The following is a 15,708-nucleotide window of genomic DNA, read 5'->3' on the forward strand; positions in this document are numbered from 1 at the left end:
TCCTGGATAGACGCAAGTGTGAGCTGCGTGGATGCCCGATAGCGACGGCTGCGCGACCGTGTGATCGTCGCCGGCTGTCCATGAATCCTGTAGCACTTGAAAGTGGCAGCCGGCGTTTTGATTGCGCGGCTTATCTGCTTGATGCCGCGCGTGGCGTACGGGGCTGAATCGGGATCAGCGAGCTGCTGGATTGGCTTATCGCCAGAAGGATGGTGGTGCCCGGGGTGGGATTCGAACCCACACTCTGTTGCCAGAATCGGATTTTGAGTCCGACGCGTCTACCAGTTCCGCCACCCGGGCAGAGCCGATTAGTATACCCGGCTAGAAGGCAATGCTAAACCACCGTGTTCAATGATTCGCTAATAATCGCTCGAGGTCGGATTCGTAGACGGCGACTGTGTTGTTAAAGCCCGGATGCGGATTTTGCGCTGTGCCGTTGATGAGCACGGCATAGGCGACGAAGCCGTTGTTCTTCGTTCGGAAATAACCGGCCAAGGCGCGCGCCGAGACCGGCTCGGTCAGCGTGCCGGTTTTGGCCGTGATCCGTGTCAGGAAGTCCAGGTTGGATTGCTTGAGCATGTCATGGGGTGAAAATTTCGGCACTGGCATGCTGCCGTAAAAAGCCGGGAACAGGGCGCTGTCGCGATACATGGCGGTCAACAGTGCGACAAGATCACGCGCCGACATATTATTGCGTACGCTGAGGCCGCTACCGCTGGCGAGTCGAGGCGCCGATTTGCCGGCTTCAGGGCCATATACACGCTGACGAGCGTTACGCCCGAGGCGCTCCAGCGACTGGGCGGCTTGTTCCAGAGTTAACGGCGGCGTCTGGCCCTGGGCGGCCGCGATGTCCAATGTCAACGTATCGGCCAAATAGTTGTTGGAGTAAGCCAGCATACGGTTGAGTTGCGTTTGCAGCGTACGACTTCGAACGCGTGCCAGTGTCACGGCATCATCGGCACGGGATTGTTGTTGCGTCACCCGGGCAACGCCATCGATACGCACACCGGCGTCGGCCATGATGCGATTGAGCGCCAGGGCAGTCTCGCGTTCCGCATTGGCTACTGAGCGATGGATCTCAATAGGTTGGCCATCGGTTGGCAAACGCCCGCGCAGGTGGAGCACAGTCTGGTCTTTATCGGTTGTGCGCCAGACGCGTAGATGGGGGTGGCTGCCCGCTTTTTGGGTCGTTGAATGATTGTCGATGGCGTAGCCCGCTAGACCGATGGGGTGCAGTACGACACGCGTGCGATCGCCGCGTTGCGGTCCCGGATAGACGGTGGCGTGAAGTGTGCCGAAATTGATGCCGGCTGCCGATAGGGGGGCGTCGTAGCTGTGGGCCGATTTGTCCGCCGCCTCGCAGCGATCGGGCGTCAGACAGGGGATCTGGCCGAAATGTCCGGCGTTGATAACCAGGTCGCCCGTAACGCGTTGAATGCCACGTGCCCGAAGTCGTTGGGCAAGATGTTGCAGGTCACGAGTGTTAAGCGTCGGGTCGCCGCTGCCAATCAGGTTAAGGTTGCCGCGAACCGTTGTGTCGGTCACTCGGCCCTGAGTAGTCAGCCGGGTGATGAATTTGTGATTCGGGCCGAATGTGCGAAGCGCTTTGGCCGCTGTGAACAGTTTGCTGGTCGAGGCGGGCGTGAGCCGCTCGCGCGGATTGAGGGCCGCCAGGGTCTGCATGTCGCTTAGGCGCACGACCAGCGCAGAAACGTCCGCATTCTGCGCCAGATTCCGTAATCCGGGGAGCGTTTGGGAGGCGGCACCGGTGTTGATCGCGAGTAGTGCAAACGCGATCGGGATCAGCTTGGTTAACGGTTTATTCAACGGCTTATAGTTCGTTAAAGGTGGTGGCAGCAAGGTGTACGCTATCCGCGCCGGGCTGATGTGGCAAGTGCCCCCGGTTCGCCCCGTTGCGCTTATCGCCTAGACTTATGCGCCATGATCTATGAGCGATGCGTGAATTCCGGCGCTGCACGGCTTGGGCGGTTGTGTCTCACACACGGCATGCTGGATACGCCAGCGTTTATGCCAGTTGGTACCTACGCGGCGGTTAAAGGAGTGACGCCGGACGAACTTGCGGCGCTGGGGGCGCCGATCGTGCTGGGGAATACCTTCCATCTGATGTTGCGGCCGGGCGCCGAGCTGATTGCGCGTCATGGCGGGTTGCACGGCTTTATGGGCTGGCACGGCCCGATCCTGACTGATTCCGGTGGCTTTCAAGTTTGGAGTTTAGCCGCCAATCGGCATCTGACCGAGGACGGGGCCATGTTTGCCTCACCGCTGGATGGATCCCGTCGATTCCTATCGCCGGAGGGGTCGATTGATGTCCAGCGAGCGCTTAACTCGGACGTCGTGATGTGTTTCGACGAATGCACGGATTATCCGGTGGATAAGTCCGTCGCCGCGGCATCGATGGCGCGTTCAATGCGCTGGGCGGCGCGCTGCCGGACGCACCACGCCGACAGCGCTAACGCGCTTTTCGGTATCAATCAGGGGAGTGTCTTTCCGGATCTGCGCACTGAATCAATGGATGCGTTGACCGAAATTGGCTTTGATGGCTATGCCATCGGTGGTGTCTCGGTCGGTGAGCCGTGGCCTGAGAAAGCAAGTGCTATTGAAGCTGCCATCACTCGCGCGCCTGTCGATGCGCCGCGCTATCTGATGGGGGTGGGCACGCCGGCGGATTTGGTGCTAGCAGTTGGTTACGGCGTCGACATGTTCGATTGCGTAATGCCCAGCCGCAACGCGCGTAACGGCTATCTGTTCACAAACGCCGGTGCGGTCAAGATCAAAAACGCCGCTTATCGCGAGGATTTTCGGCCACTCGACGCCGAATGTGGTTGTCCAACATGCCGCGGGTATTCGCGCGCCTACCTGCATCACTTGTTTCGCTGCGGCGAAATGTTGGGCGCGCGCCTGAATACACTGCATAACCTGTGGTACTACCAGTCGGTCATGCGTCGGATTCGCAATGCGATTGCCGCCGAGCGCTATGACCAGTTCACACGGCAATTCCTGGCGGGCCCCGAGGGTGTCGGTACGCGTGCGGCGGAATTTTTCGGCGTGGCAACCGATTGCGGGTAAAGCGACTTGTCGTGCCGGCTATGGCATACTGATAGGTTGGATCAGTCGGCCTGGTTTGCCGACGCGTGCTGATTTTTCGGAGAAAATAAATTTATGACCGGTTTTATCGACACGGCGCAGGCGGCGTCGGGCGGCGCCAGTGGACAGGGAAGTATCTGGCCGACATTGATCATGGTGGTCGTGTTTCTGGTGTTCATGTTCTTCGTCATCATTCGGCCGCAGATGAAGCGCCAGAAGGAGCACCGTCAACTACTCGAGAGCTTGGAAAAAGGCTCGGAAGTCGTGACCTCGGGCGGTGTGGCCGGTAAGGTGCGCGAACTCGGCGAGAACTTTTTGACGGTCGAAGTCAGTCGGGACGTCCATCTCCAAATACAGAAAAGCTCGGTTACTCGCGTCATGCCTAAGGGAACGCTCGGTACGTTTTAGCGCGGCGCGCTAGTTGATGCATTGCGAGGGTGTTGTCGAGTAAGCGGACGTCGAGCTAGGAGTTTATGAACCGCTATCCGTTGTGGAAGTACCTATTGCTGGCCGTGGTCATCGTGGTCGGCCTCCTTTACGCCGCGCCCAATCTGTTCGGCAATCAGCCAGCGGTTCAAATCAGCCGCGCCAGCGGTGACCCAGTGCCGCAGTCTCTGGTTCCGCGTGTTCGCGAGGTGTTGAGCCAAAACGATATCGAGCCGGTTAGTGTTGGCTACAGCAAGGGCCGCATACTAGCGCGCTATAAAACGAATGATCAGCAGCTCAAGGCGGCCAGCCAGTTAAAACAAACGCTGGGTGACAAGAATACGATTGCGCTCAACCTCGCGCCGCGAACCCCCGAGTGGTTGCGCTCGATCAACGCCCAGCCGATGGCGCTGGGCTTGGATCTGCGCGGCGGCGTACATTTCCTGCTAAACGTTGATACGCAGGCGCTTTTCAAGAAACGTTATCAACAGCATACTCGCGATCTGGCCGCTCATTTGCGCGAGCAATCGATACGCTATAAGCGCGCCCACCGCGTCGACGATGGCGTGCGCATTAGCTTCGGCAGTGATCAGGCGCTTGCCAAGGCGCGCGATTCATTATCGGCCAAGTACAGCGCATTGGAATTCAAGCGTGCAAACGACGCACGTCATACCTTGGTCGCCAGCTATACCAGCAAACAGCGCAAGTCGATCGTCGACTCGGCGCTGACGACCAACCTCAATACGCTCCGCAACCGTGTCAACGAACTCGGTGTCTCGGAGCCGCTCGTCCAGCGCCAGGGCCGCAGCCATATCGTGGTCGAGTTGCCGGGCGTGCAGAATACTGCGCGCGCCAAACGACTACTCGGCAAGACCGCCACGTTGGAATACCACCTGGTGGATCAGCAGCACAGTCCCCAGAAAGCCAAGCGCACCGGTGACGTGCCCGAGGGCTCGGCGCTTTACCAAACCAAGGATGGCAGCCCGATTCTGCTGCAAAAGGACGTTATTGCGTCGGGCGATCAATTGACCGGCGCTTCTGCGGGTTTCGACAAGAAATCCGGTAGTCCGGATGTGCAGGTCACGCTGAACAGCCAAGCCGCCGACAAGATGTTCAATGTCACCTCGGCGCATGTCGGCGATCCAATGGCTGTTTTGTATACTCAGACCAAGCTGGATACGGTCTATAAAGACGGCAAGCGCGTTACCAACCGCACAACAGAGCAGAAAGTCATCAGCGTGGCGAACATCCGCAGCGCTTTCGGCAAGCGTTTCCAGACTACCGGCTTGTCACGCGGGCAGGCTCATGATCTGGCGCTGTTGCTACGGGCGGGCGCATTGGCCGCGCCGGTCCACATCGTCCAACAGCGCACCGTCGGTCCAAGCCTGGGTGCCGATAACATCGCCAAAGGGCGTATTGCGGTCATTATCGGATTCTTGCTGGTGGTCGTGTTTATGGCGTGCTACTACAAGCTCTTCGGCTTGATCGCTGATTGCGCTTTGTTCATGAACCTGGTGTTGATTGTCGCCGCGCTTTCCATTCTGCAGGCGACACTTACGTTACCTGGTATCGCCGGTATTGTTTTGACTGTGGGTATGGCGGTCGACGCCAATGTGTTGATTTTTGAACGTATTCGCGAAGAGCTCAGTGCTGGCAACGGCCCACAGTCGGCCATCAAGATCGGCTATGACCGTGCACTGTCTTCGATTGCTGACGCCAACGTGACGACATTGATTGCTGCCTTGATGCTGTTCGGCTTTGGCACCGGGCCGGTGCAAGGCTTTGCCATCACGTTATCGATCGGCATCGTGACGTCCATGTTCACGGCCATCATAGGTACTCGCGCTATCGTCAACCTCGTCTACGGTCGACGCCAGCGGCTAACCAGCTTGTCGATCTAAGCGTACGATTATGCGACTGCTCTCCTACCAAACGAATTTTCAATTCACGCGCTACGCTCGTTCAGCGACGGTGGTGTCACTGGTCCTCATCGCGTTGTCGGTTACTTCGCTGGTAACCGGCAATTTGAGTTTTGGCATCGATTTCACGGGCGGTGTTGTCGTCGACGCGCGCTATCCACAGGCGGTCAAACTGGATGCCGTACGCTCGGCGATTGAGAAGGGCGGCTATCAGCACGCATCCGTCACGCATTTTGGCAGTGCTCAAGCGGTGTCCATCCGTTTACCGCCGCAACCGAAGCAGGATAAGACTAAGCTCGGCGACCAGATGCTTAAAACCCTGGCTGCCGGACCTGAGGGTGCGTCGATCCAGCGTGTTCAAGTTGTGGGTCCGCAGGTTGGGCAAAACCTGTTATCTAAGGGCGGGCTGGCGTTCCTTTACACAGTGATCGCGATTCTGATCTACGTGATATTCCGTTTCCATTGGAAACTGGCGTTGGGTGCCGTGGCGGCACTGATCCATGACATCGTCATCACGCTCGGTGTGTTTTCCGTGACCAGCATGGAATTCAACTTGACGGTGTTAGCGGCGATCTTGGCCGTGCTCGGCTACTCACTCAATGACACCATCGTCGTGTTCGACCGCGTGCGAGAAAACTTCCGGCGCATGCGCAAGGCGACGCCGGTCGAAGTCATCAATACATCGATCAATCAGACCTTGGCTCGGACCATTGTCACGGCAGGAACGACGCTGCTGACCTTGTTTGCGCTGTTCTTTCTGGGCGGTCAGATCATCCACGGCTTTGCTGCAGCGCTTTTGGTTGGCGTCGGTATCGGCACCTATTCGTCGATATTCGTCGCCAGTGTGTTAGCGCTATGGTTGAAGCTTACGAGTTATGATCTATTCCCGCCCAAAGAAGAAGACGCCGAGCGCGACGCGCGGCCTACAGAGTAAGCCCGGCGTCAGCCGGACTTGATCCGTTCGTGGATTCTGGGCACCAGTTTCGGCGTCGACGCCAGAATGTGGCCCGATTCCAGTGGGTCGCTGTCGTCCGGTGGTGCCACGATACCGCCGGCAGCACGAACCAGCAGCATGCCAGCAGCCACGTCCCAAGCGTGCAGGCCGGCCTCCCAGAATGCGTCGAGCCGGCCACAGGCCACGTAAGCGAGATCGAGCGCGGCCGAACCGTTGACCCGCATGCCGCCGGCAGCGCGCGTCAGTTGCTGAAAAGCCGGCATCCAAGTGTCGACATCGGCATTGCGCCGGTAGGCAAACCCGCTGGCGAGCAATGCCGTGTCTAGATGCGTCGCGCCCGACACGCGGACACGCCGACCGTCGAGTTCCGCGCCGCGGCCGCGTTCAGCCGTAAACAGCTCATTGCGGACGGGGTCAAAGATGACACCGAGCTTAAGAATACCGTCTATGCGACAAGCGATCGATACACAAAAGTGGGGCAGCCCGTGCATGAAGTTGGCTGTACCGTCGATCGGGTCGATGATCCAAACGGTGTCGGTGTCGTCATTTTGTCCCGATTCTTCGGCAATAAAACCGTGTTGGGGGTAGCGCCGCGAGATCGTTTGGATGATGACTTGCTCGGCGTGCTGATCGGCCTCGGTGGCGTAGTCGTTAGGGCCTTTCCGGGTGATCTGGCCGGGGTCGCCGCGGCGGTAATATTCGAGAATTGTGTCGCCTGCAGCACGGGCGGCGGACACCGCGACGTTGGTCAAGGGATCCATCAATTGGCCTGAAAGTAGGAATTAACCTGTAATGTTATCAGCGCTGCAAGTAGATACTGCCATCTGGCCATGACGACATGTCAGATCAATCACAACCTGGCTAATGTTCGGATCGTGCTCGTGGGGGCCCAACACCCGGGCAATATAGGCGGTGTCGCCCGTGCGATGAAAGTCATGGGGCTGACCGAACTCTGGTTGGTTGCGCCGAAGAAGGCGCTGGACGAGGAGGCCGAAGCGCGCGCCTCGGGCGCTAGCGACGTGCTCGCAAGCGCGCGCTATGCCGATACACTGACCGAGGCGGTGGCCGAGTGCACGTTAGTCGTTGGCACCAGTGCCCGCGAGCGTCGAACAGCTTGGCCGCTTGACGACCCCCGAGATGCCGCGGAGCGGCTCTTGCCAAAAGCCGCTGAGGCGCCGGTTGCGGTTGTCTTTGGCTGTGAAAGAAGTGGTTTGGATAATGAAAGTTTGGATCGGTGTCAGCGACATATGCGCATCCCGACAAACCCCGCTTACAGTTCTTTGAATCTGTCTGCGGCCGTGCAGGTTGTGGTCTATGAGCTGAGGATGGCGGCCCGGCAGACAACCGAAGACGGTACGGTGACGACGGGGCGGCCCCCTGCGACTAGTGCCGAGATGGAAGGGTTGTTCGAACATCTCGAGGCGACGCTTCACACGGCCGGTTTTTTCAAACCCAACCGTTCGGGGGCGCTCATGCGGCGAGTACGCCGACTCTTCAACCGGGCGGCGCCAGATTCGTCGGAAGTCAATCTGTTACGTGGTGGTCTGCGCGCGCTGACCAATGCCGTACGCGGACGGGGTGACCCGCCATTGTAAAATGGTTGATATATCGCAATATCGCGAGCAACGAGCAGCGGTAACATGAAAACTTCTGCCTAACCCCCGATAGGTGAGTGATATGTGGCAGCGATTGCGAGAAGATATCGACGTGATTCTGGACCGCGATCCGGCGGCGCGGAGCAGGCTGGAAGTGCTGTTCTGCTATCCGGGGCTGCATGCGCTTTGGGCGTGGTATGTGTCGCACGCGCTTTGGACGCGGCGGGCGAAATGGCTGGCGCGGTTCGTTTCCAATACAGCTCGCTGGCTGACCAGTATCGAGATCCACCCGGGTGCGCAAATCGGCCGGCGGTTTTTCATCGACCACGGGTTGGGCGTGGTCATCGGCGAAACCACCGAAATAGGTGATGACTGCACGGTGTATCAAGGTGTAACGCTGGGGGGTACACGGTTGGTCGATCAAAAACGACACCCGACCCTCGGTGATGGCGTTGTGATTGGCGCCGGTGCGCAGATCCTTGGGCCGTTTACGGTGGGTGCTGGCGCGCGGGTTGGCTCCAACGCGGTGGTGGTCAAAGCCGTGCCGCCGGGTTGTACCGCCATCGGTGTACCAGCCAAGCTGGTCAAGTGTGCGGACGGCACGCCCGAGGACCGGCGCCAAGCGACCGCCGATCGCATTGGTTTCCCCAGCTATGGTGTGGCCCAAGGCATGCCTGACCCAGTGGCCAGTGGTATCGACGCCATGCTGGATCATATCGACACGCTGGAACGCCGTCAGGAGCAACTGGAAACACGTCTCGATCAACTCCGTGGTGAGCACGAAACCGAACGTACCGAGTCGTCATAGCCCAGCAGCCCACGCGCGCCCGATATGTTCAACGATGACATTGCCGTGACCAATTCTGACTCGGATCTGCTCTATTTGGATCATGCCGCAAACACGCCAGTCGTCCCGGCAGCGTGCACGGCGATGGGCAGGTCGCTGGAGCGAGACGTCGCCAATGCCGATGGCGTGCATCCGGCGGGGCGCGGCGCAGCCGAACAGATCGATCAGGCCGCGATCGAGGTGGCCGCGGCATTAAACGGCGAGCCAGAGTCGCTCGTCTGGACGTCTGGTGCTACTGAATCGATCGATCTGGCATTGAGTGGCGCCACTGATTTCTATGGCGGTGACCATGTCGTGACGTGGGCAAGTGAGCATCGGGCAACGCTCGATGTCACTGAGCAGTTGGCGCGTCGTGGAGTGGGTGTGACAACACTGGATGTTGACGCGCGTGGTCACCCCGATCTCGACGCGCTCGAGCATGTGCTGGCCGATGGGGTGACGCTTGTGTCGATTGCACATGTCAACAACGAGACCGGTGTCGTGGCGCCACTGGCTCGGATTGGAGCGCTTTGTAAGCGCTACGGTGCCCTGTTCCATATCGATGCCGCACAAAGCGTCGGTCGGTTGCCGATCGATGTCGATGCCGTCGGCGCCTCGCTCGTCTCAGTGTCCGCCCACAAGATCGGCGGTCCGACGGGCATCGGTGCACTTTATATACGCCGCGGCGTTGGTGTGACACCGCAACTGCGCGGCGGTGGCCAACAGGACGGGCGGCGCGGCGGGACACGCCCCACGCATCAGATTGTCGGTATGGGGGCGGCTGTCGGCGCGGTGCGCGCGGGTGCCGACGACGAGCGCGCGCGCCTCGAGGCGCTCGACGCACGGCTGTGGCAGCAGCTTGCCGCGGTGCCAGGCGTCACGCGAAATGGCGCCGGCGCGCCCCGCGCCCCGGGATTCATCAACGTCAGCGTCAGCGATATTCATGGCAAAGCACTTTTGGCGGGTTTAAACGAAGGCAGTCCGGCGTTGGCGGTCTCAGCCGGCTCGGCATGCAGCGCAGCGACTCATCAGTCATCCCATGTGTTGCGCGCAATGGGGGTCTCGCCCGACCGCGCGGCGGCGAGTGTTCGTTTCAGCTTGGGTTGGACCACCGACGAATCCACGGTTGATAACGCCGCATGGCGTTTCGCCGACGAAGTCGCGCGCCTGCGCGCGCTGGCCAGCGCGGCGTGAACACAGATCCCATGCCGTGGCGACCCCGGTTTTTGACGCCGCGTTACGCGTTGGCCAGCGAAGCGAATGAAGCCGGTTTTACGGTCGGTCGCGCGTCGACGCCGGCTGGCGATACACGCGTGGCCTTGTTTGTCGCCGCATCGAGCGACGCGCCCACTGGCTGGAGCGCGCGCTTTGCGGTGTTCGGGCCGCCGGTATTGATCGCTTGTGCCGACTGGGTGTGTGAATATCTTTCCGGGTCAGCGAACGCCCGTTGCTCGATGGCATTTGGCTCGGGCGGGGGTGATGCGGCAGCATGTCCAAGTATTATGGTTTTCGAACGCGAACTGAATCTGGCCGCGGCGGATCGTTTTGCCGCAATTATGGTCCAAGATGCAGTCGTTAACGCCATGAACGCAATCGATCGGCATTAAACATGAGCACTACAGCGCCTGATATCGACAGTCTTGCCTTAACCCAGGCTGCGGCCGAACGTATCAAACAACAACTCGTCAAGCGCGGCCATGGCATCGGCTTGCGCATCGGGGTGCGCAAATCCGGCTGCAGCGGTTACATGTACACCATGGATTACGCCGACGAAGTCACCGACAGTGATAGCGTGTTTTCGGGCCACGGCGCATCGGTGGTGGTCGACCAGCAACATCTGTCGGTGCTTGGCGGTACCACCGTCGATTTCCGAGCCGAGGGGCTGAATCGGATGTTTCGTTTCGACAATCCCAAAGCCCAGAATGCCTGCGGTTGTGGTGAGTCGTTTACGGTCTAAGACGACGCCAGTCTGACCGCCGTCGGCGCTTGGCCTGACGGGGCGTGCACGAGTGGTTACAATACGGGGTTTATTGAAATAATAATCTGACGCAGAACGAAAGGCGTCAGTCATCCTTTGGAGCCCCAATGGCCGTTGAACGCACGCTTTCCATTATCAAACCCGACGCCGTCGCGAAGAACAAGGTCGGCGAAATCACGCGCCGGTTCGAAGAAGCCGGTCTGCAGGTCATCGGTGCGCGTATGCTGTGGCTGTCACGCGCCCAGGCTGAATCTTTTTACGCTGTCCACGCTGAGCGTGGCTTTTTCAACGATCTCGTCTCGTTTATGATTTCCGGTCCGGTCATGGTGCAGGTGCTCGCCGGCGAGAACGCGATCGCGAAAAACCGCGAGCTGATGGGGGCGACCAATCCGGCTGAAGCAGCGCCGGGTACGATTCGTGCGGATTTTGCCGAGACCATCGATGCCAACGCGGTGCACGGCTCCGATTCCCCGGAAACCGCCGCGACCGAGGTCGAGTTTTTCTTTGGCGCCGACGACCTAGCTGAACGCTGAGTCGCGCGCCCACCCTGTTGATCAGAACCACATGACTACCGCCGCCCCCGAAACCGTCGAGCGCACTGAGGAAGCTGTTTCCCAGGCAACCAACCTGTTTGGGTTGGATCGCCAGGGATTGGTGGCGTTTTTGTCGGACCATGGCGAGTCGCCATTCCGTGCCAAACAGATCATGCGCTGGATCTACGCACGCGGCGAGACTGACTTCGCAGTCATGACGGATCTGGGTAAGGCGCTGCGCGAAAAGCTAGCGCGCGTGGCCGTTGTGCGGCCACCATCGCTGATCTGTGAGCAGCAGGCGGACGATGGCACCCGCAAATGGTTGCTGTCGGTCGCTGGCTCTCACCAGGGTGCGGCCGGCAACGCCATCGAGGCTGTACACATTCCCGAGCCCGATCGGCACACGCTGTGTATTTCCTCGCAGATTGGCTGTGCGTTGGATTGCAGTTTCTGTGCTACCGGCAAACAGGGTTTGAACCGGAATCTCACCGCGGCCGAGATCGTGGGTCAGGTCTGGATGGCGGAACACGAACTCCGGGCACGCGGTGAATGGCGTGGTGACCGTGCGCTTACCAATATCGTGTTCATGGGCATGGGCGAACCATTGGCCAACTACCGCGAAGTCGTCACCGCCATTCGCATTTTGCTCGACGATTACGGCTTCGGTCTGTCCAAACGTCGCGTGACCGTCTCGACATCGGGGTTGGTGCCGTTGATGGATCGTTTGCATGCCGAGGTCGATGTGGCGCTGGCAGTTTCGCTGCATGCCCCTGAGGACCAACTCCGCGACGAGCTTGTGCCCATCAATCGTAAATACCCGTTAGCCGATCTTATGGCTGCCTGCGATCGCTATATCGACGGCAAGGCGCGGCGTGCCCACGTTGTTTACGAATACGTTCTGCTGGCCGGCGTTAATGATCGGCCGAGTGACGCACATGCGCTTGCGAAACTGCTGGCGCAGCGTCCGGCTAAGGTCAACTTGATTCCCTTCAACGCTTTCGACGGCACCGGTTATGAACGGCCGTCGGACGATCGGATCGACGCGTTTCAAGATATACTCCATGCGCGCGGGTTGCGAACCACGGTGCGCCGTACCCGCGGCGAGGATATCGACGCCGCCTGTGGGCAATTGGTGGGTCGTGTCACCAATCGCCAATCGCGGCGGTTGGGCGATGTGCCGATCCGCGTTGAGAAACGGCAGGCCGACGCATGAGTCGATGGGTTCAGGGTCGGTTTCTCGTACTGATGCCCGCTGCGCTCCTGCTTACCGCCTGTGCCGGTGGCCAGAACCGCGTCGATGATAAGAACGCGGCGCGCGCCAACACCCAACTGGCTGGTAATTATCTGCAACGGGGCGATCTCGACAACGCAAAAAAGTATTTCCAAAAGGCACTCAAGTACGACTCGAATCGGGTCAGGGCGTTATGGGGGTTGGCCGTCGTTAACAGTCGGAACGGCCATACGCAGCGCGCTGGTGATTACTATCGGCGGGCGATGTCGGTCAAACGACAGCCCGAGCTTGCCAATAGCTACGCTGTTTTTCTGTGCCAGAATGGCAGATCGGATAAGGCGATGTCGCTATTCAGGCAGGTTGCGAACAATCCCGATTACGGCCACCAGGACGTGCCCTTGGCCAATGCAGGCCTGTGTCTTTTGAAAGGCGGGCAGACGGGCAATGCCAAACAGCTTTTCAAGCAAGCACTAGTCAAGAATAAATATAATGTGGTGGCGCTGACGCAGTCGGCGAAGCTGGCACTGCGGCAGGGCGATAATTCGCGTGCCGCCGCTCACATGAAGCGTGTCGCGCGACATAACAAGCTCAGTCAGTCACAGCTCAAACTCGCCGCGCGTATCCAATTAGCCAATGGCGTCCGGCGGAAGGCGCTCGAATACATAAGTCGGTATAACGACAATACGGATGAGTCGCCGCTAACCGTTGGTAAGCTCCAGAGCCAGGGTCTATGACTGACACAGTAAGCGGCGCTGATGTCGGGGCCCAGATCACGGAAAACCAGGCCGACAATCAAACACCGGGTGAGTTGATACGCGAAGCCCGTGTGCGTCTCGGTTTGTCGCTCGATGATCTGGGGCGTGAGACGCGTTTGTTCAAAGCGACATTGCAACAGCTCGAAGTCGACGACTACGCGGCGTTGCCGCAACCGGTGTTGGCTGCCGGCTACTATCGACAATGTGCACGCGCCCTGCGCTTGGACGAAGAAAAATTGATCGCCGCGTATCGCAACCATGGCGGTGCCAGTGTTGCCTTGTCAGATCGCCAGACTTTCGGGCCGATGGCCGTGGCACCGGCCGATGTGACGCCGACCGGTCACCGGCGACTAACGCGTGTGCTGCTGGTAATCTTGTTGTTGATTGCACTTGCAGTTGCTGCAGTCGTGGTGTTGTTGCCATCCGTATCATTATCGGGTGGCGGTAACGAGACACACGAGGCACAGGGGCGGTCGCTATCGGTTGGTCAAGCCACATCGACAGCGTCGGACACGAGCGCCGGTAGCGGACAAACGCACAATCAAGCGTCAGCTTCAGCTCAGCCGGAATCGGCAGAGAATGATCACGTGCAGACTGGCGCCACCCAGGCGACAGCCGGCGGTGGCGATGCTTCGTCGGATATGTCGTCCGCATCGGGCAGTGGCGTCACAGAGCATGACGATGAACAGATTGGCCGTCTGATTCAGCCGCCGTCCGGTGGACGCGAAGTGGCTGAGGTGTTCGGCGATCCCAATTCGCAGGTTGCGCTCGCTCGCTCGGTACAGCAGGCGCGTGCTAACAACAAGCAGCAGACCGAACCCGAAAAGCCAGCCGTGCCGGCCGATCAGCTTAAACTTAAGTTTAAGGGTAAATCATGGGTTCGCGTGACTGGCGCACATGGAAATCAGTTGTTTCAGGGGATTTTTAAAGCCGGCGATTCGCGGGTTTTCAAAGGCGCAGCCCCGTATCACCTAGTCCTCGGTAACGTGCCCGGGGTCGAGGTAGTCATTGGCGGCCAACCGTACGAAGTGCCGGATAAGAACGGCGACGGCGTGGCCCGTCTTACGATCGAAGCGCGCGAGGAGGAAAATACCAGTGGCTGAAACCATTCGCTCTGTGCGCGGCATTAACGATGTATTGCCGGATGAAAATCCGGCGTGGGCGCGTCTCGAACGAGTCGCCAGCGAAACATTCGCCACCTATGGGTATGATCGTATCCGTACCCCGATCATGGAACACACGCCGTTGTTCGAGCGGGGTGTGGGCGAGGCGACTGACATCGTCGAAAAGGAAATGTATACCTTTACCGACCGCAGCGGCGATTCGTTGACACTGCGGCCGGAAGGCACGGCGGGCGTGGTACGTGCGGGTGTCGAACACGGGCTTTTCCATAACGCGACTCAGCGCTTCTGGTATAGCGGGCCGATGTTCCGTCACGAGCGGCCGCAAAAAGGGCGCTATCGCCAGTTCCACCAGTTCGGTGTCGAAGCTTTCGGCCAGGCCGGGCCGGATGTCGATATTGAACAGATCGCGATGTCGGCGCGCCTGTTTGCCCGTCTTGGCATCACCGGGTTGGAGCTGCAGCTCAACACCCTCGGCACGCCGGAAGAGCGCACCGCCTATCGTCAGGCGCTGCAGACTTATTTCAGCACCCACCGGGATCGCTTGGATAGCGATAGTCTGGATCGGCTGGATCGTAACCCGCTGCGCATTCTGGACAGTAAAAACCCCGATTTGGCCGATTTGATTGCTGATGCGCCAACGCTTGATATGCATCTTAGCGAGGCGTCACGCAATCACTTCGACACCGTTTGTGCTGGGCTGACAGCGCTCGGTATTGATTATCGCCTCAATCCGCGGTTGGTGCGTGGCCTGGATTACTACACCCGGACGGTGTTCGAGTGGGTAACGACTGACCTGGGCAGCCAGGACGCGGTTTGTTCTGGTGGTCGTTTCGATGGCCTAGTGGGGCGCCTCGGCGGGCATTCGACGCCAGCAACTGGTTTTGCGCTTGGCAGTGAGCGTCTGATCCAATTGATGGAGGCTCAAGGGGTGCCGGGGGATGACGTAGCGCCGCATGCATATGTCATTGCCGCCGACACGATCCCGAGCGCGGAAGTTACGCGCATAGCCGAATGGCTGCGGGATGTGCTGCCGAGCCTTCGGCTTAGAGCCAACGCTGGCGGCGGTAGTTTTAAGTCGCAGTTTAAGCGTGCCGATCGCTGTGGTGCGCGGCTGGCTTTGATTCTGGGCGAAGCCGAGGTCGAGGCTGGGCGTATTGGAATTAAACCTTTGACTGACGCTCGGGAACAAACAACGGTTGAGCTTGCCGATGCACCGCAACAGGTGACGGCTTGGCTCGATGAGCTAGCGCTCGACTAGGGA

The 15,708-nt window shown here is 59.5% G+C and carries 16 protein-coding genes and 1 tRNA gene; 14 read left to right on the forward strand and 3 right to left on the reverse strand.

What is annotated here, in order from left to right; genetic code table 11:
• Positions 1–213: 213 nt before the first annotated feature.
• Both HKX41_00940 and dacB read right to left on the reverse strand, forming a co-directional pair.
• A tRNA-Leu gene (locus HKX41_00940) sits at positions 214–300 on the reverse strand.
• 48 nt (positions 301–348) lie between these two features.
• Positions 349–1,827: a D-alanyl-D-alanine carboxypeptidase/D-alanyl-D-alanine-endopeptidase gene (dacB, locus tag HKX41_00945; GenBank protein ID NNC22724.1), complete on the reverse strand. Its 1,479-nt coding sequence runs from the start codon at positions 1,825–1,827 to the stop codon at positions 349–351.
• Between the two features lie 114 nt (positions 1,828–1,941).
• On the opposite strand from dacB, the gene tgt reads away from it, so the two are divergent.
• The 4 genes from tgt (at position 1,942) to secF (ending at position 6,384) form a co-directional block, all read left to right on the forward strand.
• The gene (gene tgt, locus HKX41_00950) at positions 1,942–3,087 is read left to right on the forward strand and encodes a tRNA guanosine(34) transglycosylase Tgt (protein NNC22725.1); all 1,146 of its coding nucleotides are present in this window, start codon (positions 1,942–1,944) and stop codon (positions 3,085–3,087) included.
• Between the two features lie 93 nt (positions 3,088–3,180).
• Positions 3,181–3,513 (forward strand): preprotein translocase subunit YajC, encoded by a 333-nt coding sequence (yajC, locus tag HKX41_00955; GenBank protein ID NNC22726.1) that lies wholly within the window; start codon positions 3,181–3,183, stop codon positions 3,511–3,513.
• A 65-nt stretch (positions 3,514–3,578) separates the two neighbouring features.
• The gene (secD, locus tag HKX41_00960) at positions 3,579–5,432 is read left to right on the forward strand and encodes a protein translocase subunit SecD (GenBank protein NNC22727.1); all 1,854 of its coding nucleotides are present in this window, start codon (positions 3,579–3,581) and stop codon (positions 5,430–5,432) included.
• Between the two features lie 10 nt (positions 5,433–5,442).
• Positions 5,443–6,384, forward strand: a complete 942-nt coding sequence (gene secF / locus HKX41_00965) for a protein translocase subunit SecF (protein ID NNC22728.1) — start codon at positions 5,443–5,445, stop codon at positions 6,382–6,384.
• 8 nt (positions 6,385–6,392) lie between these two features.
• On the opposite strand, the gene HKX41_00970 is transcribed toward secF, so the two are convergent.
• A complete protein-coding gene (locus tag HKX41_00970) occupies positions 6,393–7,166 on the reverse strand; it encodes an inositol monophosphatase (GenBank protein ID NNC22729.1) in 774 nt (257 codons plus the stop codon).
• A gap of 69 nt (positions 7,167–7,235) precedes the next feature.
• Between HKX41_00970 and HKX41_00975 the strand changes: the two genes are divergently transcribed.
• From HKX41_00975 to hisS, 10 genes are all read left to right on the forward strand, one after another.
• Positions 7,236–8,000: an RNA methyltransferase gene (locus HKX41_00975; protein NNC22730.1), complete on the forward strand. Its 765-nt coding sequence runs from the start codon at positions 7,236–7,238 to the stop codon at positions 7,998–8,000.
• Between the two features lie 82 nt (positions 8,001–8,082).
• Complete coding sequence (cysE, locus tag HKX41_00980) at positions 8,083–8,808, forward strand: serine O-acetyltransferase (protein NNC22731.1); 726 nt, start codon at positions 8,083–8,085, stop codon at positions 8,806–8,808.
• A 45-nt stretch (positions 8,809–8,853) separates the two neighbouring features.
• A complete protein-coding gene (locus HKX41_00985; GenBank protein ID NNC22732.1) occupies positions 8,854–10,020 on the forward strand; it encodes a cysteine desulfurase in 1,167 nt (388 codons plus the stop codon).
• A gap of 11 nt (positions 10,021–10,031) precedes the next feature.
• Positions 10,032–10,433, forward strand: coding sequence for a hypothetical protein (locus HKX41_00990; GenBank protein ID NNC22733.1), 402 nt, complete (start codon positions 10,032–10,034; stop codon positions 10,431–10,433).
• Positions 10,434–10,435: 2 nt separating this feature from the next.
• Positions 10,436–10,783: an iron-sulfur cluster assembly accessory protein gene (locus tag HKX41_00995; GenBank protein ID NNC22734.1), complete on the forward strand. Its 348-nt coding sequence runs from the start codon at positions 10,436–10,438 to the stop codon at positions 10,781–10,783.
• A gap of 128 nt (positions 10,784–10,911) precedes the next feature.
• On the forward strand, positions 10,912–11,337 hold the full coding sequence (gene ndk / locus HKX41_01000; protein NNC22735.1) for a nucleoside-diphosphate kinase: 426 nt from the start codon (positions 10,912–10,914) through the stop codon (positions 11,335–11,337).
• A gap of 31 nt (positions 11,338–11,368) precedes the next feature.
• Complete coding sequence (gene rlmN, locus HKX41_01005) at positions 11,369–12,550, forward strand: 23S rRNA (adenine(2503)-C(2))-methyltransferase RlmN (GenBank protein ID NNC22736.1); 1,182 nt, start codon at positions 11,369–11,371, stop codon at positions 12,548–12,550.
• Positions 12,547–13,302 carry a tetratricopeptide repeat protein gene (locus tag HKX41_01010; protein ID NNC22737.1) on the forward strand — a complete coding sequence of 252 codons (756 nt, stop codon included), beginning with the start codon at positions 12,547–12,549 and terminating at the stop codon, positions 13,300–13,302. Before rlmN ends, HKX41_01010 begins: the two co-directional genes overlap by 4 nt.
• On the forward strand, positions 13,299–14,426 hold the full coding sequence (locus HKX41_01015; protein ID NNC22738.1) for a helix-turn-helix domain-containing protein: 1,128 nt from the start codon (positions 13,299–13,301) through the stop codon (positions 14,424–14,426). Before HKX41_01010 ends, HKX41_01015 begins: the two co-directional genes overlap by 4 nt.
• The gene (gene hisS, locus HKX41_01020) at positions 14,419–15,705 is read left to right on the forward strand and encodes a histidine--tRNA ligase (GenBank protein NNC22739.1); all 1,287 of its coding nucleotides are present in this window, start codon (positions 14,419–14,421) and stop codon (positions 15,703–15,705) included. The genes HKX41_01015 and hisS overlap by 8 nt, the downstream gene beginning before the upstream one ends.
• Positions 15,706–15,708 lie beyond the last annotated feature (3 nt).

It is taken from the genome of Salifodinibacter halophilus (assembly GCA_012999515.1).
Lineage (GTDB): Bacteria > Pseudomonadota > Gammaproteobacteria > Nevskiales > Salinisphaeraceae > Salifodinibacter > Salifodinibacter halophilus.